This window comes from Bacillus sp. 7884-1, assembly GCF_002272245.1.
Taxonomy (GTDB): domain Bacteria; phylum Bacillota; class Bacilli; order Bacillales; family Cytobacillaceae; genus Neobacillus.
On sequence record NZ_NPDD01000063.1, the window covers coordinates 56,353 to 79,312 of the forward strand.

The following is a 22,960-nucleotide window of genomic DNA, read 5'->3' on the forward strand; positions in this document are numbered from 1 at the left end:
AGGCGGCCTGTATGGAAGACTTTATGACATTAAAAAAACAACTATGCTTTGCGGTCTATGAAACGGCAGGAGAATTTAATAAGTTATATTCTAGTGTTCTTCAGCCTTTCGGTTTAACTTATCCTCAATATTTAGTCTTATTGGCTTTATGGGAAAAGGACGGAGTGACGGTAAAGGAACTAGGAGAGAAATTGAATTTAGGCACCGGCACATTAACTCCCATGGTTTCACGAATGGAAGCAAATAACTGGCTTAGGAAAGAACGGTCTAAAGCAGATGAAAGGAAAGTATTTATCTATTTAGAAGAGAAAGCTCGAGCAGAAAAGTTAACCATTACCAATAAGGTTGCTGAAGTTATTCAATCCTGTCAGATAGAGCTTGAGGAATATGAGCAGTTAATGAAGCAGTTGAATAATTTAAAGAATAAAATCAAAGAACGAAGATCCTAATTAATTTTTCCATCAAAAAAGCTGTCCATTAAACTTGGACAGCTTTTATTTATTCAGAAGAACAGAAATACTCATACACATCCCGTTATAAGGAAATAGTAACTATATTATGCAGAAGGAGGTTCTCAGATGATTGATAGTAATGGTAATAATATGTTACCGTTAATTAATGTAGATATTGATTCAAACAGTGATGTGAAATTAAATGAAGATCAATACGAAGTTTATGTGAATGGGGTTTTTGTTGGGCATAAAACACTTAAAACCCAAGGTGAGGATCTATCCGATATTGACGACTTTTTGCGAAATCAAGGATTCAGTGACTTTATCACTTCCGTTGATGGTGATCATTATACGATTCACGTCAATCGCGAAGACGATGACATTTCAAATGCCTTGTCTGTCTACTTTAATAATCGGTAACCATACCATTCTAAATCTAAGGGAGTCTTTCTTAATGAAAGACTCTCTTTCCTAGGAATTTAAGATAAAAGCCATTAACGATTTATCTTCCTTAAAGTTCCAGTCTATAAAAATGTCCCTGACAGATTTATGAAAAATGTCTTCAAACCCGCCATATCGGTGAAAGTAACTTTTCTCCAATTCATCTTTAGTGAATCTAAGTTCGTTTTCAAATCCTTTATCAATTAATGCTTTTTCTATTTGAATAAGAATACCTCTTCTTTCAATAAGGAAGATGGATGGTGATATCGGGCAGGTAATAATTTTATCAGGTACCTTTTCTACCAATAAGCTGATTCTGCCTACTTCCAATTCTAATCTTTGGGTATCAATATCGGGTTTGATTCTCTGACCTGCTTCCGTATCTAAAACAAAAATAAGAATGCCAGAGTTATTTGGAAAATTCCAATCATGGTAGTATTCTTCCACTTCAACATCAAAAGTAATTTGTATTACTCCTTTTATTTCATCCAGCAGGTGGGTAATAATCACGTTTCTTGCATGATCGACGTACTTGCTCTGTCCATGCTGTAACAGAATATCCTCCATCGGTGATAAAAATCCACCTATATAAGTGACAAGGTAATTTTGGGATATTGTAGTTTGACAGCTGCGAGGGCCCCTGCCGAATTTTTTTCTTAACAACTTGCTTATGTAACTGCTAATATATTCTTCCTTTTTTGTGTCAGTCATAAAGCTTAACTCCTTCGTTTCCTTAATCGGAAGGTTGCCGTTTATATCCAATTAGTATGTACGAAAGTATGCTTTGTTAATATAAAGATATAAAAAACCACATTGTATTTTAGGAAGTCCTTCATTACAACATGTTTTTTTAATTATTTCATTGTATATAATTTATTAAAGATAAAAACAAGATAATTTCTATTATTTTTATAGTCCCACATGATAAACATATCCTCAATTAAACGATTAAAGAGACCTTCAAATTGTCCTTTGTTCCTCCAATAGCCTTTCTTGATTTCATAAGCCTGATGGAGCAATAATTCCACATTCCCTTTTTCATAAACTAATCTCTCTAGTGGCAACAATACTTCTTTAGATTCAACTGCACAAATATTTTGTGTGAACTTTACAATTTTTAAGCTTTCAGGTTTTTTATAGTAACTTGACCCAACATTTTCTATTAAGGCAAAAAGATTACTTTCAAAACTGTAATCAATATTCTCCTTATGGTCCGATTGAGAATTATCTAACAGAAAAATTCCTGTGTTTTTATCATAATTCCAGTCATGAAAGAAGTAATCAAAAGAAATCCCCAAAACCTTTGATACTTCCGGTAAATATTCCTCCGTTACTGCATTGATTATGGAAGAACGAAAGTGTATCGCCAATTCTAACTTTTCCTGTTTAATTAATACTTCCTCAGCCGGGGTAATAAAATTTCGCATATACACGTAATATCTATCACCTTTAAAGATGACAGTACAGGTTTCTGGACCTTTTCCGAACCTGCGTTTGAGCAATTTACTAAATGTACTGCTAAGATAGACCAAATTTTCTTGATTAGATTTAATATGTATTCCTCCTCCTTATAAAATTAAAAATGGCCTAACTTCAAAAAGAAGTTAGGCCACGGTTCAGACGACTATATGAATAGTTTCTTCCATTTACCACACAGTTTGCGAGTATTATTTTTATGTAAAATATAAAGAATATAAAACTAATGACTGCAAGACATTAGACTATCTTATATTACCATTGTTTTTACTATACTGCAATTGTTTAGATTGCAGTCGGTAATATCACTTCTATACATGTCCCTTCCGTATTACTGATTACATTAATTTTCCCACGATGCTCCTCAATGATTTCATTGCTCACCTGCATCCCAAGCCCCATGCCATGTTCCTTCGTTGTAAAAAATGGTTCGTTTATACGTTTTAATATCTCTGGCGGAATCCCACTGCCATGGTCAATAATTCGAATATGAACGCTTTCATTTAAATGAATCCCTTCAACGATCAGCTTTCCTCCATCCTTCATTGCTTCAATTGCATTTTTAATATAGTTAATAAACACTTGTTTCATTTGATTCTCGTCCCCTACTATCGTTACCTCTAAAGCATGGAAATTTTTTATCACTTCAATATTTTTTAACAGCGTTTGAGACTCCATCAACGTTAAGACTTTGTCTAATAGGGAACGTATATCCAATTTTTTATAATCTATTTTTGTTGGCCTTGCAAGAACCATTAGTTCTTTTAGAATCATTTCCACTCGGTTGATCTCTGATTCCACAATTCTAAAGTACGTCTTTTCTCCTTTATGCTCACCCATTATTAACTGCAGAAAGCCCTTTATCGCGGTAATGGGATTACGAATTTCATGTGCAATCCCAGCAGCTAATTGACCTGCGGCTGCTCGTTTTTCCGACAGTAATTGTCTTTCCCTCTTAATCAATGTTATATCTTTCAACACTACATAACTCCCTACCACTTCATTATTAAAAAGGACGGGAAAAGTAGTTACATTAACATCAATCGGATTTCCAGATCTAAAATTAATTTTAGAATCGAAATTCACAAGTTGTTCCCGTTGTTTTTCAATAAAAAAGGTTTGAGTTTCACTTAAAGCAGAAGAAATGAAGATATCACTCAGTTTCATTTTCTTTAGTTCGTTTCTAGAGCATTGCAAAAGCTCTTCGCAGACTTCATTGACATAAATTAATTGCCCAGACATGTTTAATATAAAGAATGAATCGGTGTCTTTTGATAGTACTGAGAAATCTTTATCTACATTCACATCGACATATATTTCAAGTAAGAAGTTTAATCGTTTCAGTTCATCCTTATCCATTTTAATACCTTCCCTCCCATTTTTGGATAAATAAAAAAAGCCAAAATAAGCGTAGTGTCCCTACGTCTTATTTTGGCTTAAATTCTAGCATCTACATATCTAGAAAATCATTACCCAGTAATAGTAAATGAATCTTAATGTTAAAAAATGGTAGATTAGAGCATATATCCCTATATCCACTTTTATAATATACTATTTTTACCAAATTTTCAAACAATATAGATTTTTTATCTATTACAGCAAAATTCCTTCTGAAACATAAACTTTCCAATATTGGAAACACTACTTTTAGTCTCTTCCAAAAAAGGAGAAAAAAGTATGTTTAATCTTTTTAGGAACAAAAATAATGATAAGGAAAGTTTAGATAAAATTTTAGCCAAATCCGCTGATTATAAATGCATTGAGTATTTTAACCAAAAATCAAAGGTCTCTTTTACTCTAAAGTTTTTAGCCACATTAATTGACGAAAAAACCGTTCAAGAAAGTATTCTCCCTTATTTATTAGAAGAGAATTTTAAGCAAATAGAAGACGCAAAAGAAATTATTCCACTAGCCGACATTCATATGTCGGAGGACATCTCACAAATTGAAGAAAAGCTCTTTACCGGATCTGTTCTATTAACTGTAAATGGTAAAGAAAACAGGTTTTGTTTTTTAGGGGCCAAGAAAGAAATCGGGCGAAATGTGAGTCTGCCTGAAGTTGAATTCAGTGTAATTGGTCCTAAGGAGTCCTTTGTAGAATCACTTGATCAGAATCTAAATCTTATTAGAAAAAGAATACCTGTTAAAGAATTAATCATGGAAAAGTTAACGGTCGGAACACTTTCCAAGGCAAAAGTAGCTATCCTTTACATAGATGGTATTGTAAATCCTGAGAATGTAAATACAGTCCGACAGCGAATTAAAGACATTGAATTCGACGAGATAACAGATAGCTCCTATATCGTTCAAATAATTTCAGATAATCAAAATTCACCATTTCCACAGCTCCTTGATACGGAAAGACCAGACCGAATTTCTGCCATTCTTGCTGAAGGCAAAGTAGCCATTTTTGTTGATGGTTCACCCCATGCATTAATAGGACCCACAACACTGGTTGAGTTTTTTAGCTCCTTTGAGGATTATTATTTAAATTGGATTTTATCTTCCTTTTTTCGTTTAATTCGATTGTTTGCGGTTGTGTTTTCAATTTTGGTTACACCTGTATATGTAGCAACACTTAGTTATCATTACGAATTAATACCGCAAGATTTACTTGGTACATTAGTAGCTTCTCGAAGAGCGATACCCTTCCCACCTATTTTGGAAGCCATTTTTCTTGAAGTAACGATTGAACTGCTAAGAGAAGCTGGGGCTAGACTCCCGACAAAGGTTGGTCAAACGATTGGTATCGTAGGCGGGATTGTCATTGGAACTGCTAGTGTGGAGGCTGGTCTTACGAGTAACATCCTGCTTATTTTCATTGCATTAGCAGCCCTCGCTTCGTTTACAACACCTGTCTACAGAATAGGCAACACGATTCGCTTACTACGTTTTCCTTTTTTACTTTTTGCTGAGTTGTGGGGACTACTAGGAATTGTCATATGCTTTTGTTTTTTAATAACCCATCTTATTCGTCTCACCTCGCTGGGAAGGCCTTATTTAGAACCCATATACCCTCCTAGATGGACAGACTTAAAAGATGCTTTTATACGATTATCTTTTGATAAACTAAGAAAACGGCCATTCTTAGTAAATACAAAGCAGTCTGCTCGTTTTCCTAGGAAGTCTGCTAAGGAAAAGAAAGATATAGAAGAATAGAGGTACCCTAATGAAATCAATTGTTCCAGAAAGTAAAAAGATATCTCCATTTCTCGTGTTTTTTCTTATTGTTTCCATGCAGATTGGTGTAGGTATCCTTGGGTTTCAACGATTTATTGCCAAAACTGCAGGCTATGATGCCTGGATATCCATTATCATAACTGGATTAGCGATCCATATTATTATGTGGATGATACTAAAAATGCTAAGCATAACAAATGGTGACTTCATTACCATTCATACGTTTGTGCTTGGAAACAAACTAGGTAAAATGGTTAGTTCAATTTTTATACTTTATCTAAGTTTGTTCGCGGTTACAGTCCTGAGAAGCTATATTGAGATTGTCCAAGTTTGGATGTTTCCAGACCTAGAAACGTTTTGGTTTGCGCTCGTATTTTTTTTACTGGTAATTTATATTGTGAATGGTGGTTTTAAAACCATAGCAGGGATTGCATTTTTTTCAATCGTATTACCATTCTATATTGCCGTAATGTTTGTCGTCACGATTCCATATTCTGACTTTACCAACCTGCTTCCCATTTTTGATCATTCTGTCAAGGAGTTATTGCTTGCAAGTCGTGATATGTCTTTTACGGTATTAGGATTTGAAACTATATTGTTTTATTATCCGTTTATACAAGAACAAGAAAAGTCTAAGAAATGGGTTCATCTTGGTCTTTTATTTACGACGGTGGTCTGCCTATATTTAGCAGTCTTAACTTTTGCCTATTTTTCGGAGGCCCAATTACAAAAAAATGTATGGCCGACTCTAACCATGTGGAAAATCATTAAGCTTCCCTTCGTTGAACGCTTTGAATACATTGGAATCGCAAACTGGTTTTTAATTATTTTACCGAATGTTTGTATCTGCCTATGGTGTGCAAGTCGATTAGCGAAGCAGCTTTTCTCTATTCGCCAAAAGGCAACGATTCCTACTATCTCTATTCTTTGTTTTATCGCTACCTGTTTCATGACTACAAGAGAACAAATCAATATGGTGACTGATATAACAGCAAAGGTAGGTTTTTATTTCAATATGATTTACATTCCGATATTATTTGCAGGCACCTTAATAGCAAAGAAGGTGAGAAATCGTGAAAAAAACACTACTTAAATCTATAGGATACATTTGTCTTTCTCTCTGCCTAAGTGGATGTGTTGAAAAAGAAGTACTCGATGACATTAGCTTAATAGAAGGTATAGGCTTTGACTATATTGATCAAAAAAACATTCTCGGGACAGTCCTTATCCCCGTCTACCTGCGCGACCAGGCACCTAAAAACAACACCTTCTCGGCTAAAGCCGAGTTACAAAAGTCAATCCTCCAGGATATTCAACGGCAGGCGGCTGACCCGATTGTAACCGGAAGTCTTGAGGTTGTGTTATTTAGTAAGGAATTAGCAAATAAAGTAGGAATACTCCCATTGGTTGATGCTTTCCAAAGGGATCCTGGAGTGGGATCTGGCCTCTATTTAGCTGTGGTAGATGGAGAAGTAAAGGAATTGGTTAAAGGACAATACGGGATAAGGGGTACTTCAACCTATATTTCTAATTTAATAGAGCATAACAGTAAAAATGAAGATCTGCCGAAAACAAATTTACAACGATTCCTTTCAGATTTTTATCAAGAGGGACAAACTCCCTACATCCCTCAATTAAAGCATCTATCTAATAAAAAAATGATAATTAACGGCATTTCTCTCTTTGCACACGGAAAAACGGTCGATTTTATTACACCGAAGGAAATGTTCTTTTTTAAGCTTCTTGTAGACAAATACAGCGAAGGTATGCGCCGAGTCAAAATAGACAGTGGCGAAGCCGCCATAAGGAGCATTCGTTCCTCTCATAATTTCGAACTGACAAAAAGAGAGCCGTATGAGGTTACTATTCATATTAAAGTTAATGGAAACATCAATGAATTTACTGGTCAGGACCTAACACCCAAAACGATGGGAAAATTACAAGTACAGTTTGAAAAGGAAATTGAAAAGGAATGTCTTAAGTTAATACAACGATTTCAAGAGAAAAAAATAGACCCAGTAGGAATCGGACATTTTGTAAAGACGCAGACCAGAAATTTTGATTTTAATAATTGGAGAGAAAAACAATATAAAGACCTTGTTGTAAAAATAAAACCGGAGGTAAAGATTAGTGAATCCGGTGTAATAGAATAACGAACCAAGTTAGAATCTTTCAACAAAAAAAGCAAGTAGACTTGTCCAAATTGAGATCCTGTCTACTTGCTTGCGCCAATCAAAGTGAAGCAAGAAAGCGAGTTCTCACTTCACTAAACTTTTAATTGTATTTTTGTCCCCTAATTAAATCTACTAATCTATTTTTTTAATTAACGATTCTTACTTTTTGCAATTTCTGCAGCTACTTCAACGATCATATCCTCTTGACCGCCTACCACTTTACGTTTTCCTAGTTCAATTAAAATATCACGAGAATCTACGCCATATCTCTCAGCAGCACGTTTTGAATGCAGTGCAAAGCTTGAGTAAACACCCGCATAACCAAGAGTTAAACTGTCTTTTGTAATTTCTTGCGGCACTGGTAAAAGTGGTGCAATGATGTCTTCAGCTAAATCCATCATTTTATATAAATCTACCCCAGTTTTGATTCCCATCCTTTCACAAACTGCAACAAGTACTTCTGTTTGTGTATTACCGGCACCAGCTCCTAAGCAGCGAACACTGCCATCAATACGAGTAGCACCTTCTTCAATCGCTACAAGCGTATTCGCCATTGCTAATGATAAATTGTTATGACCATGGAAACCAATGTTAATGCCTACTGATTGTTTAAGGGCACGAATTCGTTCGCGAACTTGACCTGGAAGCAGGTAACCTGCTGAGTCTACTACGTAGACCGAATCTGCTCCATAGCTTTCCATTAATTTAGCTTGCTCAACTAGTTTATTAACTGGAGCCATATGGTTCATCATTAAAAAGCCAACCGTTTCCATGCCTAGTTCTTTTGCATAGGCAATATGTTGTGGAGCCACATCCGCTTCTGTAACATGTGTTGCGATACGAGCCATCTTAGCTCCTAAATTTGCTGCTTCTTTCAATTCATGCAAAGTACCGATACCCGGCAATAATAGGACTGCAATTTTGGATTTATCTACAACGGAAACCGCAGCTTCGATTAATTCCATTTCATTTGTACGTGAAAGTCCATATTGTAATGATGATCCCGCTAAACCATCTCCATGAGATACTTCGATGTATGGAACATTGGCATCATTCAATGCTTTTGCGACTTTTAGTACTTGATCTACTGTATATTGGTGAGAGACTGCATGACTTCCATCTCGTAAGGCAACCTCAGTGATAAGAATATCTCTTTCGTTTGTCATTTTATTTTCCCCTTTCTACAGCTTAAACTGTTTCTTTCTTTAATAGATTTTTAGCAAACTCTTCGGCAATTTTTACACCTGCAGCTGTCATAATATCTAGGTTTCCTGAATATTTTGGCAGGTAATCACCGGCACCTTCTACTTGAATAAAGATCGTTACTTGATTTCCTTCGAAAATAGGTTCCGTACGAAGCTGATAGCCTGGAACATAGGATTGAACTACTTCTGTCATAACAGCAATGGATTTTCTGATACCTTCTTCGTCCATTTTCCCCTCTTCTACAAGGGTATACACTGTATCGCGCATCATGATTGGAGGTTCAGCAGGGTTTAAAATCATAATTGCCTTCCCTTTTTTTGCCCCACCAACTACTTCAATTGCACGAGATGTCGTTTCGGTAAATTCATCGATATTAGCACGAGTTCCTGGACCAGCACTTTTACTTGAAATGGTAGCAACGATTTCAGCATACTCTACAGGGCTTATCCGGTTTACAGCGTGAACCATTGGGATTGTTGCCTGTCCGCCACATGTAATCAAATTGATATTATCTTTTTCTAAATGCTCGTTAATGTTAACAGCCGCGCAAACATATGGACCAACAGCAGCCGGAGTCATATCAATGACTTTAATACCTGCTTCTTTTAAAACCTTTGCATTATAGAGATGCGCTTTTGCTGAGGTGGCATCAAAAACGATATCCGCTTTTAATTCAGGATCTGCTAGAAAACCATCAATTCCAGTAGCAACCCCTGCATAGCCTAATTCTCTTGCACGACGCAGTCCGTCTGATTGCGGGTCAATCCCAATCACAGCAGTTAACTCTAAAATTTGCGAGCGACCAAGTTTAATCATTAAATCCGTACCAATGTTCCCTGAGCCAAGAACGGCAACTTTAACTTTTGACAAAATATTCTCCTCCTAGAAATTACTTTATTTTTGTATGTTTTCTTACTCTAGCTTCTTTTTAAAAGACATTACCTTTATAACCTAAAGATTTCGAAATCTCAGATGCAGCTTTCTTAATCCCTTCTATTACTTTAGGAAGTTTTTCTCCATCAAGTCTCATTTTAGGAGCTGCACAGCTAATTGAAGCGATTACATTTCCTTTATGATTGAAAATCGGGGCGGCTATACATTTAAGTCCCAACTCGATTTCTTCATCATCGACAGCATACCCAGTCTCACGAACAGAAACTAAATGTTTTTTTATTTCATTAATATCAGTCATCGTGTACTCCGTAAATGCCTCTAAACTTGCTTCTGATAATAGCCTATCAACCTCTTTTTCACTTAAATGAGCAAGTATTGCCTTCCCCACACCCGTACAATGAACGGGTGCTCTTTTTCCAATATGAGAGTAAATAGTAAGAGCTCTTGGACCTTCTACTTTTTCAATATAAACAACTTCATCCCGTTGTAATGTAACTAAGTGAACGGTTTCATTTAATTCATCGGCTAAATCTCTAATAATGGGTCTTGCTATGTTCCCAATATCGAGATGTTTACCAACAAAGTTACCTAATGTGAAAAGTTTAATCCCCAGCTTATACTTCAAGTCCTCAGGATTTTGCTCGAGATACCCTCTATGTTCCAAGGTTTTAATAATTCCATGAACGGTACTTTTTGATAATTGAAGCTTTTCACTTATTTCTTTAACACTTAGTTCTGGACTTGTGGTTAAAAACAATTCAAGGACATCAGCTGCCCTTTCAATCGATTGAATTAAACGTTCAGACATTCTCTTCCTTCTTTCGTTCACCATTATCGAACGGCGTTCGTAAATTTTTTAATCGATGCATTTATACTAACTCGCTTCTAATAGTATGTCAATACTATTCAATTCATTATTCTGAAATACATGATTATTCCTTTTCTACAAAAATAAAAAAGAGCTCATCTTTTATTATGAGCTCCCATAAATCCATCGAATATTAAATTACTTCAAACTGTTTAAAACCTGTTTGATCCGGTATAAAATCTAGTTTTTTATTTCGAAAATAATGACATTCACCTTTGTCTATAATGAAATGCAGGTCCTCTTTTACTATTTCACTATCATTATCTTGAATAGAGTCTTCTAAAGTTAATTTCACCTTCATAAAACAACTTTTACGCATTTGTAATCGAATATACTTACCTGAAACTGATAATTCCAACCTATTTTGTACTTCTGCTTTTGCAGGATCTGTTAGAACAAACAAGTCAGAGCCTCCTTTTTATTCTACATCTTAAAAAAAATGCGCAGTAAATAAGAAATCGATTTCATTTGTGGATGATTTCGAATATTTTCTAATAATCCCTTCACAATCGCTCTTGGTAAAGTTGGTTCAAGCAGCTCTTGTTTTAACAGTATTAATGATTCTTGTTCAATTGACTCTTCCATTTCTACTAGTCCTTGTTGAATCATTTCAAGAATCTGTTCCTTCGTAACATCTTCATCCAGGGGTTCGCCAAACATTTGGATAAGCTCTTTTGTAATAAAGGGGACTGTAGAATTTCTTGCAATTAGATTTGTTTTCTCCACTAACGATTGTGACAATAAGTCCAAATCTAATGGTACGTTATAGAATAAAAATAGCTGAGAATACATGCTTATAAAGCCTTTGATACAAAATACTAAATCATATTTTATCTCTTTTACCTCATTTTCTCTATACAAACGCTCCACCATCGATAGAATCGTTTTGTCCATTAATCTGTCGTAGTAACGCATTTTCAAAATGAAATCTTGATTAAATGATCTAGATTGCTCTTTGATGAGAATTTTTCCAAAATCAGAATGCTTTTGAAAAGAGTTAAATATTGCATAAAAAAAATCATAAAGGAGATTTTGTCCATTATTTGCATTTCTGACTAGACAGTCAATATCAGAGGTGAATTGAATCATAAAGTGATCGATTATCGCAAAAATTAATTCATCCTTTGATTTAAAAGATAAATAGAAAGCACCTTTAGAAATACCGCAATGTTCTGTTATTTGTTGGACAGATGTAGCTTCAAACCCCTGTTTAGCAAAAAGCTCTATTGCTTTTTCCATAATTAATTGTTTTTTCATCATTTATACTACGCTCCTAGGTTCAATCATTGACAGATGACCGGTTAGTCAGTATTATAAGTAAATGAGCTAGATATGTCAATTAAGGGTAGGTGTAATTATGAAAGGTTTAGTCAACTTTGTTCTAGGAAATAAACTAGCAGTATGGTTACTTACAATAATCATTACGGTATCTGGTATTTATTCAGGTACAAAAATGAATATGGAGACAATACCAGATATTTCAATTCCATACTTAATGGTAATGGATGTTTATCCTGGGGCAACTCCAGAACAAGTAATGGAAGATGTCTCCAAACCTTTAGAAAAAGCGATAGAAAACTTAAAAGGTGTAAAATCCGTTTATTCCAATTCAAATGCTAACATGGCTAGTATGCAGGTGGAATATGAATACGGTGAAGATATGGATGAAGCAAATCGTGCATTAAAATCTGCTTTAGAGGCCGTGAAGCTGCCAGAAAATGCACAGGAACCAATTATTACAGCCATTAGCATGAATATGATGCCGGTTGTCGCACTTAGTATAAGCAGTACAACAGAGGACATAGTTGAATTAACGTCAACCGTTGAGGATATTATTCTTCCAAAAATCGAGAAAATTGATGGTGTTGCCTCTGCAACCATTACAGGTCAACATATTGAAGAAGTTCAACTTACGTATGACGAAGCAAAAATGGCTCAATATGGCTTAAAAGAAGATACTGTCAAACAAATGATACAAGCAAGTGACCTAGCGGTTTCATTAGGTCTTTACGAATTTGAAGAAGGCGAACAAGCTGTAGCAATAGATGGAAAGTTCATGACCGCAGATGAATTAAAGGAAATGCTTATTCCTGTAACACCATCAGCAACACAACCTTTACCATTTGTGAAGCTTAGCGACATCGCTGAAATCGAGGTAGTTGGTAAAGTACAATCGATTTCACGTACGAATGGTGAAAATGCAATTGCCATTCAAATTGTAAAAGGTCAAGAAGCAAACACTGTAGATGTTGTAAACAGTGTGAAGGATTTAATCGAGGAACAAAAGGAAAAAATTGATGGTCTTGTCATCGATGTATCACTCGACCAAGGTGCACCAATCGTAGAATCGGTTAAAACGATGGTTGAAAAAGCACTATTTGGTGGTTTAATTGCCGTTTTAATTATCCTTTTATTCCTACGTGATATTAAATCAACCATTATTTCCATTGTGTCGATTCCAGTTTCCATTTTCATGGCATTCCTGCTTCTTAACTGGATGGAGATTACTCTCAATATTATGACGCTCGGTGCCGTTACGGTTGCCATCGGCCGTGTAATCGATGATTCAATCGTAGTAGTTGAAAATATATATCGACGTCTTCATTTAAAAGAAGAAAAATTATCAGGTCGTGCGCTTGTCCGTGAAGCGACAATCGAAATGTTCAAACCCATCCTGTCATCAACATTAGTAACGGTTGCAGTATTTGCACCTCTTATCTTTGTTGGCGGTATGGTCGGTGAGCTATTCATGCCGTTTGCATTAACGATGACATTTGCTCTTGGCGCTTCATTAATTGTTGCGATTACAATCGTTCCTGCGTTGTCTCACTTCTTATTTAAGAAAAAGTTATATAGTGAAAAAACAGAAAGCAGCCATAAAGAAGCTGGTAAATTAGCGAACTGGTACAAAGGCATCCTTGGATGGACACTTAACCATAAAGTGATTACCTCCGTTATTGCGGTTGTGTTGTTAGCAGGAAGTTTGGCGTTAACACCATTAATCGGCTTTAGCTTCATGGGCAGTGAAGAAGAAAAGGTAATGTACTTAACGTACACCCCAAAAGCTGGCGAGCTAAAGGATGAATCATTAGCAAACGTTGAAGCAGTAGAAGAAGAAATGCTAAAACGCGATGATATCGACATCGTTCAGATATCTATAACCGAAAGTGGAGATCCGATGGCCGCAATGATGGGAGGCGGCGGAGATGGTGCGCTAATGTACTTAATCTTTGACCCAGAAATGGATAACTTCCCTGAAGTCCGCGAAGAAATTGAAGAGTATGTGTTTAATATTGGTCAAACAGGCGAATGGAAGAGTCAAAACTTCGCTGCTATGTCGATGTCTACAAATGAAGTTAGCTACACATTCTACAGTGAAGATTTAGATAAACTAAATGATGCTGTAAAAATGGTAGAAGGCGTTCTGAGTAAAAATGACGGCCTAGAAGATGTTTCTTCAAGTGCTGAGGAAGCATACGTTGAGTATACATTCAAAGTAGAACAAGATGAATTACTTCAGTATGGCTTAACGACCGGTCAAATCGTCATGATGTTAAACCCGACAAAAACACAAGATGTATTAACAACGGTTGAAAAGGATGGTAATGAATTAGAAGTTATCGTTCAGCAGGAACAAGCTGCACAGCCAAAATCAATTGACGATATTTTAGCAACACAAGTACCGACAGCACTTGGTACGACAATGCCGCTTTCAGAACTAGTAACAGTTGAAAAAGGTACAACATTAAATACCCTTGCACGCAGCAAAGGTGAATACTATGCAACGGTTTCAGGAACCATACTTGATAAGGATATTTCAAAAGCAACAGCTGAAATAGATAAAGAAATTGATAAATTAGATTTACCGAAAGGTGTTACGATCGGAGTTGCCGGAGTTCAGGCAGATATGACCGAGACATTTACACAGCTTGGTATGGCCATGCTTGCAGCGATTGCGATTGTATACTTTATCCTAGTTGTAACCTTCCGTGAAGGTGTCGCACCGTTTGCCATCCTATTCTCATTACCATTTGCAGTAATTGGATCATTTGTTGGTTTATTAATCGCAGGCGAAACCATTTCTGTTTCTGTCATGATGGGTCTATTGATGTTAATCGGTATCGTTGTTACGAATGCCATTGTACTCGTTGATAGGATTATTCATATGGAACGTGATGGTATGACTATGCGTGAAGCAGTACTAGAAGCTGGTGCAACTCGTCTGCGTCCAATCCTAATGACCGCTATTGCAACCATTGGAGCATTAATCCCATTAGCCATTGGCTCAGGCGGCGGTGGTTTAATCTCGAAAGGTCTTGGTATTACCGTAATAGGCGGTTTAGCAAGTTCAACGTTATTAACACTAATTGTTGTCCCAATCGTTTATGAAGTTTTATCTAAGATATTCAAGAAAAATCGTAAAGATATTGTAGAAGACTAATAAAAATATCCCTACAAGATGACGTCATCTTGTAGGGATTTTTGTTCTAAATGTCTTTTTGCAAAACCTGTCCATCGATCATTTTAATTACATGATCAGCAAATGCAAGCATTTCTTCGTCATGTGTAACCATTAGGGTAGTAATGTTCAGCGTTTTAGTTAAATCTTGGATTAACAACATAACATCCTTAGACCTTTTTGAATCTAAACTTGCCGTTGGTTCATCTGCGAAGAGAACTTTAGGTTTATGGATGATTGCACGAGCAATTGCAACCCGTTGTTTTTCCCCGCCCGACAAGGAAGACGGATAAGCATTTTTCCGATGTTCCATTCCAACTAATTTTAGAATTTTATCAATTTCTTTTTTATATTCTAGTTTCTTTAATTTCGATTCAGAAACATCCAGCATTAACAACAGTTGTTCTTCTACGGTGAGAAAAGGAACAAGATGTGCAAATTGAAAGACGAAACCGAATTTACTTGCTCGTATTTTCCGAACTTGCTCTGAACCCATGGTAATCATATTTTCACCTTCAAATATTACTTGTCCTTCTGATGCAGGTTGAAGTCCTGCTGCTATTGTAAGGAGTGTACTTTTACCTGAACCTGATGCACCCACTAATGCTGTTATCTCCCCTTCTCTAAGTGACAGATTAATTCCTTTTAGTATTTCTTCCTTTACTTCACCATTCGTAAATGTTTTTCTAACTTCATCAATCGTAAATAATGACATATTAAACCTCTCCTTGTTGAATCGCTTGTAATGGCTCTACTTTTCTTATTTGTACACCTGATAGCGTAGCTCCAATAAATCCGATCATGAGGAAGACTACCGACAATTGAAGTGTTGTTTCAGGGGTTAAACTAAAAGGCATTTCCTTAGGTGCAATCATAGTAAAAACTTGGCTGAATGTAATAGATATGGCAAGTGCGATGACTGTAATAAAAACCATTTGCGTCCACATCATTTTGAACAACGTACTTGTTTTTACACCGATTGCCTTTAAAATACCGTATAAACCCATTTTTTGAACATTCATCATGTAGAAAAAAATAGCAAACAACATTCCGCTAATGATTACTAAAAACCAAACTATCATATTTAAAGACATCTGTTCAGCGCTATAACTCGGAATGGTACTGAGAAAATCTTTCTTTGTGAAAGATTGTAATCCAGCGATTTCTTGTGAGGAATCCCCTCCCGGAACGAAAACCAATTGCATTTCTTCGACTCGGTAAATTTCTCTGTAGTCCTCCATACTGATATAAGCGACAGGGGCATGGCTGTATTTCTTTTGGTCGACAAAACCTTTTACAACAAACTTTCCACTATATTGATTATTCGTTAAGGTGTCTCCAACCTTTATACCCTCATTCTCCAATGAGCGATCTAATACGATTTCTCCATTTTTAACATTTTTAAATAACTTTGAATCTGTCGATGTAACAAAGGCGATACTTCGCTGCTTACCCTTCTCATCATTTAAAAAGCCCATTTGAATGGATAATGCTACAGCATCCTTCTGTTTATCTAACATTTCATCTTGTATACCGCTATCTATTCTTGACAGATTATAGGTTTCGTCTGCATCTTCATTCATATAAAATTGTCCACTTGGTAAATCTTTAATTAATGCAGCATTGTCTTGTGATAATCCATTTGCTAAACCAGATATAATAAACGTTAATAAACTAACGAGAAAAACGATTGAACCTAAAATCAAAAACCTTACTTTATTTTTTTTAATTTCTTTCCAAGCAATGTTCATCTTTAATTCCTCCCGATCTCTTTTTGACATCCTTAGTATATAATCGCCATGTGAACTGACGATGAACAGGAAGTTACATTTGAGCTGTTTGCAAACTTTATCTAAAATCCTTTCTGTTCTACGCAAAAAGACCATTCGCGAGGAATGGCCTAAATACTAGTTACATAGAATAGTTGCTAAGATTATAGTTCTATCTAAATACTATTTGTTTGTTTTTTGAGTAAATACTAATAAGCAAAATAAGCTGAAACTAAGCAGCAGTGTTGCTCCTCCACCAATATAAACGATTAAGTTGACCGCTCTAGGCAGGACTTGGAGAATATTTAGTGCCATCCCAGCAGTTAATCCGACCACTCCAATTATCGCTGTATACACATGTAAAGCTGATAATACTTTCGCCGCTGGTTGAAATACTCGATAGTAAACAGCCCATGAAAAAATCGAAAGCCAGCCGACAACTAGTATATGGGCATGGACAGGTTTATAAGCATAATCATACGACCCTGCCATATGTCCTCCCATCGCGGCTCCAATTAAGCCGAAAATTGCTGATAACCTTAAAAGCAAATTACTATATTTCATATTCATTATACGTTTCCCCTCATTCCTTTCTATAAAAAAATTCACCTTTTTCATGATTGCATAAAGAGTGTACCTTATGAATATGAACGGAAGATGAATTTTAAATGACAATTCTATAGTTTACTTGTGTCTGGGACATTATATGGAAGAATAACTGTAAAAGTTGTGCCCACATCTTTACCACTTTCCACTACTATTTTTCCTTGATGCAATTGTACAATACTTTGAACGATTGAAAGACCCAATCCCGTTCCTTCCACAGCTTTAGACCTCGAAGGGTCTGCACGGTAAAAACGGTCATAGATTCGCTCTATTTGCTCAACTGCCAATCCGATTCCTGAATCCTTAAATTGGACTTCAACGGAGTCAGAAGTGTTCGTTAATTTAATGTCGATACTGCCATTCTCCACATTAAATTTTATTGCATTGGTTAATAGATTTTCCCACACCGAATATAACAAAAAAGGATCCCCACTCATTTTTGTCTCTGGAAGGGAGTAGCTTAGCATAAGTTCCTTTTCATTTATTCTCCAGCGATATTGCTGAATAACACTTTTAATTTGTTCAGCCACATTGAATTCTTTTACGTCCATTAAATCCTTCTTACTTTCAATCGAAGAGAGAAGAAGCAGCTGTTTTGATAGAGTAGATAAACGATTGAGTTCCGAATGGATGACTTTTATGTGATTTTGCTTTTTCTCATAGGAAATTTCCTCATCATCTAATAAGTTCATATACCCTTTTATGTTCGTGATTGGTGATTGGATATCATGGGAGACATTTGATATAAACTCTTTTCTTAACTGATCTACTTTAGCCAACTTTCTCGACATATTCATAAAGCTTCCGGCTAAGTCACCTATTTCATCTTTTCGATTAATATCCAAATGAATCGTGAAATTTCCCTCAGCAAGTGTTTTGGTAGCCTGATTTAATTTGACAATCGGTTTTACTAAGAATTTCGAGCTTATTAAAACAAATAAAATACTTAATAAAATCGAAGTAAGCAAAAGCCAGGCAAACAATAAATGCATCTCATTAAACATCATTTTAATATCCGGACGGATAAATAGGGCAAATTTTCGTTGTTGGTATGTAAAAGGAACTCCAACACTATTCTTTAATTCATTGGCAAAGAATCCTGTAACAAATGTCTTATGTGGAAAATGCTCAATACCATGATAGATTTCACCAGCATGAACAGCGGCAATTGCCTTCTTTGAAAGGTTTCTTTCCCGATAAGGAGTCCCATAAAACTGTTCCCTTCCAAGATCATTCACGATATATAGTTGATAACCAATGGACCCAATATGATCCAAGTAATCATTAAAATCAATGTTTGGATCCTTCTGAATATATTCCGAAATCTCCAATGCAAAATTTGTGATTTTAAGATCATTTTGGGATTTAAGCGAATGTTGATAATACACATTTGAAATAACAAAGGACAAATCTCCACTAAGCACCATAATGAATATGGTCGTAAGAGCAAACTTTCCATAAAGAGATTTCATTTAATGAACCTCCAAGGAGTAGCCTACACCTCTTATGGTCTTGATGGAAAACTCTTCAGATACATGCTTAAACCTTTCTCTTAAACGTTTAATATGGACATCCACTGTCCTTTCGTCACCTTCATATTCCAATCCCCATACTTGCTCAATCAATTGATTTCGATTGAAAACCTGATTAGGGTGCGAGGCCAGGAAATACAGTAGATCGAATTCCTTTAAAGGTAACATATACGTTTTCTGAGCGATTTCCACTTCATAGCTCTTTTTATTAATAAAAAGATTTCCTATTTTTATATCCGATTCATTTAATCTTCCGTACCTTCTTAGCAGCGCATTTACTCTAAAAAGCAATTCCTTCGGCTCAAAAGGTTTTACTAAATAGTCATCTGTGCCTGATTGATATCCTTTTTCCTTATCTTCAATTTGGCTTTTGGCAGTAAGCAAAATAATAGGGATATCATTGAATTTACGGAGTTCTTCGGTCATGCTGTACCCATCCATTTTCGGCATCATGATATCTATGATAGCCAAGTCGCACAATTCCTTCTCAACAAGCTTTAGTCCCTCTACTCCATCTGCTGCCTCTAAAACCTTGTAACCTTCTTTCATTAATAAATCCTTAACTAAATAACGGATATGCTGATCATCATCAACAACTAGAATACTCTTCATGGAACTCACCTATATACAATGGCTAAGCCTTTCAAGAAATTTCTGGCGTATTTATCAAGGCACTGCTTATAATTCTTATGGCCTTCTTTTCTTAATATCGCGCCTAATTCGCCTTTTGTCACTGTAATTCCTGCTTTTTCAAATATATCGAGCATATCCTCACTTGTTAATGCCAGAGCAATCTTCAACTTCTTTACTAGCATATTATTAACACTTTCTTTACTCTTTGTAGGTACCGGTAAATCAGGTTGTCCTGGCCTTGTTTCTTGTTTACCTCTTTTAAAAGTAATAAAACCATTTAAAAATGACTCTAACATACTATTCGTACATTTAATGTACTCTTCATCCTCCGTTATATCATCATAATAATCATCTTCGTCATCGTAACTGTCTTTTGGTTTTGTTAGTATTTTGAGGACGTCATCTTTTGTTACATCAATGCCGCCAAGTTTAAATATTTCTACCATATCTGTATTTTTAATATCCAGTGCATACCGTAATCGAATCAATATATCATTATTCTCCATTTTTATATTCCTCCAATATGATTGCTATTTGCATAGCACAAGTATATCCGTTTCAAATGTTAGACAGTCATTTTCCAACTTGATAAAGCTAACCAGTTTTCTTGCTGCTCATAATCAGGGATTATTTTACCTACAAGGCGCCAAAAGGAGCGATCATGATTCAGATGGACCATATGGCACATTTCGTGAACGACTACATAGTCAATCACCTTCTGTGGTGCCATCGCCAGCTTCCAATTAAAGGTCAACTGCAGCTTGGAATCACAGGTTCCCCAGTTCGTCTTATTATCTGTAATTCGGATTGACCGTGGTTTTACTTTAAAGTTACTTTGAAAGGAACGAATACTCTTTTCTACTAACATTTTGCACTGCTGATAGTAAAATCGTTTCAAAGCTTGTTTTACTTTTTCATCTTCAAGTTGTTTCACAAATATATGTAAATTCTCCTCTTCAAAAACTGCAAAGTCTTGTTGTATTTCCGTATCTTGAGTAATCTGAATGGGATATTCATTTCCTAAATAAAGAAAGCTCTCGCCATGTTCATAGGCCTTCGCCGTTGGTCCAAGGGATCTAGCCTTCATTTCTTTTAGCTTTAGCTGAATCCAATCCCATTTTTCCTCTAATGCTAGAATCACTCGTTCATCGGATATCCCCTTAGGAACGTGTACTTCAACATATCCATTACTATCTATATGAATGCTCATCGATGTACGCTTTTTATACTTTACCTCAAATCTAATTGTCTGACCTAAATAGGTATGAATCATCTTATCACCTCAAGACCAAGGGAAGACCAAGGGGACGGTTCTCCTGGCCAAAAATTTCAAAAAAAATTAGAGTAGAAGTAATAATTCTACTCTAACTCAATAATGATTGTAAACAAGCGTACTCTTCTACTATTATATATAGACTGTTTCTTTGTTAGCAATTTCCACTGATTATACTTTTATTAAAACCTATATATCAACAAAATTCATTGCGTTTGTTTGTTAATTAAACGTTTGATTGAAACTGCCTCTAATCGCTTCATAACTTGATATAACTCATTTAAACAGAAATAAAATTGTCGATTACATCCCAGTTAAGCGTTCATCACTTTTATAAAAACATTAAATTCTACATTAATTCCTATAAATCTACTTATCTGCAAATGAAATTCATTAATCAAACGTTTGATTGAAAACAGGTGGAAGCTCTTCTTTAAAGCAGTTCCTGGCTAATTTCCCATGCAATAATTGTCGAGGAAATAATTACTTTTTTATTAAACAACTGATTATTCTCTCTGTAAAAACTAAAAAGCAACAAAATATATTAATTTCCTCATATTTCGATATCAATCAAACGTTTGATTAGATTCATTATAAATCCCTTTATATCAACTGTTCTAGCGAAAAAGTGTGTAGGAATTTTAGCGAAATTCCACAAGAAATCTCAGCTTCCTTTTGGTTTTTCTGCTTCCCTGCGCTTTTCCTTAATACAGCTTACCCCAATCAGGCCAATCATAGAAAAGATGACTGGAGTAATGAAACCGTAGAAGTATCCATCACCCATACTACCTGAAGCAAGCTGAAAATGATCTAATACCATTCCAAAAATACTTGGCAGCAGGACCGCACTTAAGAAACCACCCGTATTTGCAAACCCAGAGACAACGCCAGAATCAATTATAGGAAATGATTGACGGACGACAGCAAAGGTTAATGCACTTGCTCCATACCCAAAGCCAATGATAAAAAACAGCATAATGAGCATGAATAATGGGGGATTTCCTTTATATAAAAGAAATGTAGCCCAACACGATAAAATAGTGATATGAACAACAATATATGGCCGTTTAATTGTTTCCAAACGGCTTGAAATCCAACTTGTCAGCGGAGCACCCATAAGTGCCCCAATCATACCAATCATAATGAGTTCACTGGCATCTGAACGTGTCATTCCATACACATTCATCCCATAAGGCACCGCCCACGAACCGATAAATCCCACATACGCACCGACAATTCCAAAGTGACAAAAGAATAAAGCCCATGCCTGTCGGTTCGAAAAGATTCTACGAATTAAAACCAAGGTTTTTTCACGATGAATTTCATTTTTTACTACTGTCGGTTCAGTAAGTTGTTTTGGTTTTTTTATGAGGACAAAATAAAGAAGAATCCCGCATAAACATAATAATAGTCCCACGAAAAAAAATGCTGGCCTCCAGCCTAGTAAACCAATCCATGCCGTAAATGGGACGGTTGCCAAGAGGAATCCAAGACTTCCGGCCATCCCCGCGAAACCAATTAAGCGAACAAATTCCTTCACTTTAAACCACTGTCCCAAAATTAGTACCATATTAACCCAAATAGTCGCATCCCCTGTCCCCGTCAGTATTCTGGCAAAAAATAGAACATATTCATGCGTGCCGACACTATAAATGATTGTACCTAATCCCGTTAGGATTGCGCCGATAATAAGAAAAAAGTTGGGTCCATACCGATCTGCCAGAATACCCATCGGAATTTGTAAACCGGTGTATACAAAAAATTGAATACTTGTCAGTAATCCAATTGTTGATGCTGTTACATTAAAATCCCTCATCACTTGGTCGGTAATCAATCCCGGAGCGGTTCGCTGGCTCGCCATTAATAAATACGTAAACAAAACAGAAGCAAATACAACCCATCTAAACCTGCTATTTTGTTTATCCATGATTTCTACTCCTGTTAGCTTTTACTCTTATATATATGGATTTCCTGTAAGGGTAGAAACACAGTTTTAA

The 22,960-nt window shown here is 35.9% G+C and carries 22 protein-coding genes; 6 read left to right on the forward strand and 16 right to left on the reverse strand.

What is annotated here, in order from left to right; genetic code table 11:
- The first annotated feature begins 11 nt into the window (after window positions 1–11).
- Window positions 12–449 (forward strand): MarR family winged helix-turn-helix transcriptional regulator, encoded by a 438-nt coding sequence (locus CHI06_RS08370; protein WP_095247973.1) that lies wholly within the window; start codon window positions 12–14, stop codon window positions 447–449.
- A gap of 129 nt (window positions 450–578) precedes the next feature.
- Complete coding sequence (locus CHI06_RS08375; RefSeq protein WP_257009205.1) at window positions 579–872, forward strand: hypothetical protein; 294 nt, start codon at window positions 579–581, stop codon at window positions 870–872.
- A 51-nt stretch (window positions 873–923) separates the two neighbouring features.
- On the opposite strand, the gene CHI06_RS08380 is transcribed toward CHI06_RS08375, so the two are convergent.
- The 3 genes from CHI06_RS08380 to CHI06_RS08390 all read right to left on the reverse strand — a co-directional run bounded on the left by CHI06_RS08380 (window position 924) and on the right by CHI06_RS08390 (window position 3,728).
- Window positions 924–1,604, reverse strand: a complete 681-nt coding sequence (locus CHI06_RS08380) for a DUF2294 domain-containing protein (RefSeq protein ID WP_095247974.1) — start codon at window positions 1,602–1,604, stop codon at window positions 924–926.
- A gap of 143 nt (window positions 1,605–1,747) precedes the next feature.
- Window positions 1,748–2,425: a DUF2294 domain-containing protein gene (locus CHI06_RS08385; protein ID WP_257009206.1), complete on the reverse strand. Its 678-nt coding sequence runs from the start codon at window positions 2,423–2,425 to the stop codon at window positions 1,748–1,750.
- A 229-nt stretch (window positions 2,426–2,654) separates the two neighbouring features.
- Window positions 2,655–3,728, reverse strand: coding sequence for an ATP-binding protein (locus tag CHI06_RS08390; RefSeq protein ID WP_095247976.1), 1,074 nt, complete (start codon window positions 3,726–3,728; stop codon window positions 2,655–2,657).
- A gap of 318 nt (window positions 3,729–4,046) precedes the next feature.
- On the opposite strand from CHI06_RS08390, the gene CHI06_RS08395 reads away from it, so the two are divergent.
- From CHI06_RS08395 to CHI06_RS08405, 3 genes are read left to right on the forward strand one after another with little or no spacing between them, the layout of a single operon-like run.
- On the forward strand, window positions 4,047–5,528 hold the full coding sequence (locus tag CHI06_RS08395; RefSeq protein ID WP_095247977.1) for a spore germination protein: 1,482 nt from the start codon (window positions 4,047–4,049) through the stop codon (window positions 5,526–5,528).
- A gap of 10 nt (window positions 5,529–5,538) precedes the next feature.
- A complete protein-coding gene (locus CHI06_RS08400; protein WP_095247978.1) occupies window positions 5,539–6,642 on the forward strand; it encodes a GerAB/ArcD/ProY family transporter in 1,104 nt (367 codons plus the stop codon).
- Window positions 6,623–7,702 (forward strand): Ger(x)C family spore germination protein, encoded by a 1,080-nt coding sequence (locus CHI06_RS08405; protein WP_179292561.1) that lies wholly within the window; start codon window positions 6,623–6,625, stop codon window positions 7,700–7,702. The genes CHI06_RS08400 and CHI06_RS08405 overlap by 20 nt, the downstream gene beginning before the upstream one ends.
- Before the next feature lie 170 nt (window positions 7,703–7,872).
- Here the strand turns inward: CHI06_RS08405 and dmpG are convergent, their stop codons facing one another.
- The 5 genes from dmpG to CHI06_RS08430 form a co-directional block, all read right to left on the reverse strand.
- Complete coding sequence (gene dmpG, locus CHI06_RS08410) at window positions 7,873–8,889, reverse strand: 4-hydroxy-2-oxovalerate aldolase (protein WP_095247980.1); 1,017 nt, start codon at window positions 8,887–8,889, stop codon at window positions 7,873–7,875.
- A gap of 22 nt (window positions 8,890–8,911) precedes the next feature.
- A complete protein-coding gene (locus tag CHI06_RS08415; protein WP_095247981.1) occupies window positions 8,912–9,799 on the reverse strand; it encodes an acetaldehyde dehydrogenase (acetylating) in 888 nt (295 codons plus the stop codon).
- Between the two features lie 58 nt (window positions 9,800–9,857).
- A complete protein-coding gene (locus CHI06_RS08420) occupies window positions 9,858–10,631 on the reverse strand; it encodes an IclR family transcriptional regulator (RefSeq protein ID WP_095247982.1) in 774 nt (257 codons plus the stop codon).
- A 193-nt stretch (window positions 10,632–10,824) separates the two neighbouring features.
- The gene (locus CHI06_RS08425; protein WP_095247983.1) at window positions 10,825–11,094 is read right to left on the reverse strand and encodes an iron-sulfur cluster biosynthesis; all 270 of its coding nucleotides are present in this window, start codon (window positions 11,092–11,094) and stop codon (window positions 10,825–10,827) included.
- A 20-nt stretch (window positions 11,095–11,114) separates the two neighbouring features.
- Complete coding sequence (locus tag CHI06_RS08430; protein WP_095247984.1) at window positions 11,115–11,951, reverse strand: TetR/AcrR family transcriptional regulator; 837 nt, start codon at window positions 11,949–11,951, stop codon at window positions 11,115–11,117.
- Between the two features lie 97 nt (window positions 11,952–12,048).
- Here CHI06_RS08430 and CHI06_RS08435 point away from each other — a divergent pair, with 97 nt between their 5' ends.
- Window positions 12,049–15,132 (forward strand): efflux RND transporter permease subunit, encoded by a 3,084-nt coding sequence (locus tag CHI06_RS08435; RefSeq protein ID WP_095247985.1) that lies wholly within the window; start codon window positions 12,049–12,051, stop codon window positions 15,130–15,132.
- Between the two features lie 46 nt (window positions 15,133–15,178).
- On the opposite strand, the gene CHI06_RS08440 is transcribed toward CHI06_RS08435, so the two are convergent.
- The 8 genes from CHI06_RS08440 to CHI06_RS08475 all read right to left on the reverse strand — a co-directional run bounded on the left by CHI06_RS08440 (window position 15,179) and on the right by CHI06_RS08475 (window position 22,890).
- Window positions 15,179–15,865, reverse strand: a complete 687-nt coding sequence (locus CHI06_RS08440; RefSeq protein WP_095247986.1) for an ABC transporter ATP-binding protein — start codon at window positions 15,863–15,865, stop codon at window positions 15,179–15,181.
- 1 nt (window position 15,866) lies between these two features.
- Window positions 15,867–16,901 carry an ABC transporter permease gene (locus CHI06_RS08445; protein WP_095247987.1) on the reverse strand — a complete coding sequence of 345 codons (1,035 nt, stop codon included), beginning with the start codon at window positions 16,899–16,901 and terminating at the stop codon, window positions 15,867–15,869.
- A gap of 201 nt (window positions 16,902–17,102) precedes the next feature.
- Entirely contained in the window at window positions 17,103–17,489 is a 387-nt protein-coding gene (locus tag CHI06_RS08450; protein WP_095247988.1) for a hypothetical protein, read from the reverse strand.
- Window positions 17,490–17,596: 107 nt separating this feature from the next.
- Window positions 17,597–18,997: a HAMP domain-containing sensor histidine kinase gene (locus CHI06_RS08455; RefSeq protein ID WP_095247989.1), complete on the reverse strand. Its 1,401-nt coding sequence runs from the start codon at window positions 18,995–18,997 to the stop codon at window positions 17,597–17,599.
- Window positions 18,998–19,669, reverse strand: coding sequence for a response regulator transcription factor (locus CHI06_RS08460; RefSeq protein WP_095247990.1), 672 nt, complete (start codon window positions 19,667–19,669; stop codon window positions 18,998–19,000).
- Between the two features lie 5 nt (window positions 19,670–19,674).
- Window positions 19,675–20,202 carry a DUF1456 family protein gene (locus tag CHI06_RS08465; RefSeq protein WP_179292563.1) on the reverse strand — a complete coding sequence of 176 codons (528 nt, stop codon included), beginning with the start codon at window positions 20,200–20,202 and terminating at the stop codon, window positions 19,675–19,677.
- Between the two features lie 53 nt (window positions 20,203–20,255).
- Window positions 20,256–20,963: a M48 family metallopeptidase gene (locus CHI06_RS08470; protein WP_095247992.1), complete on the reverse strand. Its 708-nt coding sequence runs from the start codon at window positions 20,961–20,963 to the stop codon at window positions 20,256–20,258.
- A 664-nt stretch (window positions 20,964–21,627) separates the two neighbouring features.
- Entirely contained in the window at window positions 21,628–22,890 is a 1,263-nt protein-coding gene (locus CHI06_RS08475; RefSeq protein ID WP_095247993.1) for an MFS transporter, read from the reverse strand.
- Between the last annotated feature and the right edge of the window lie 70 nt (window positions 22,891–22,960).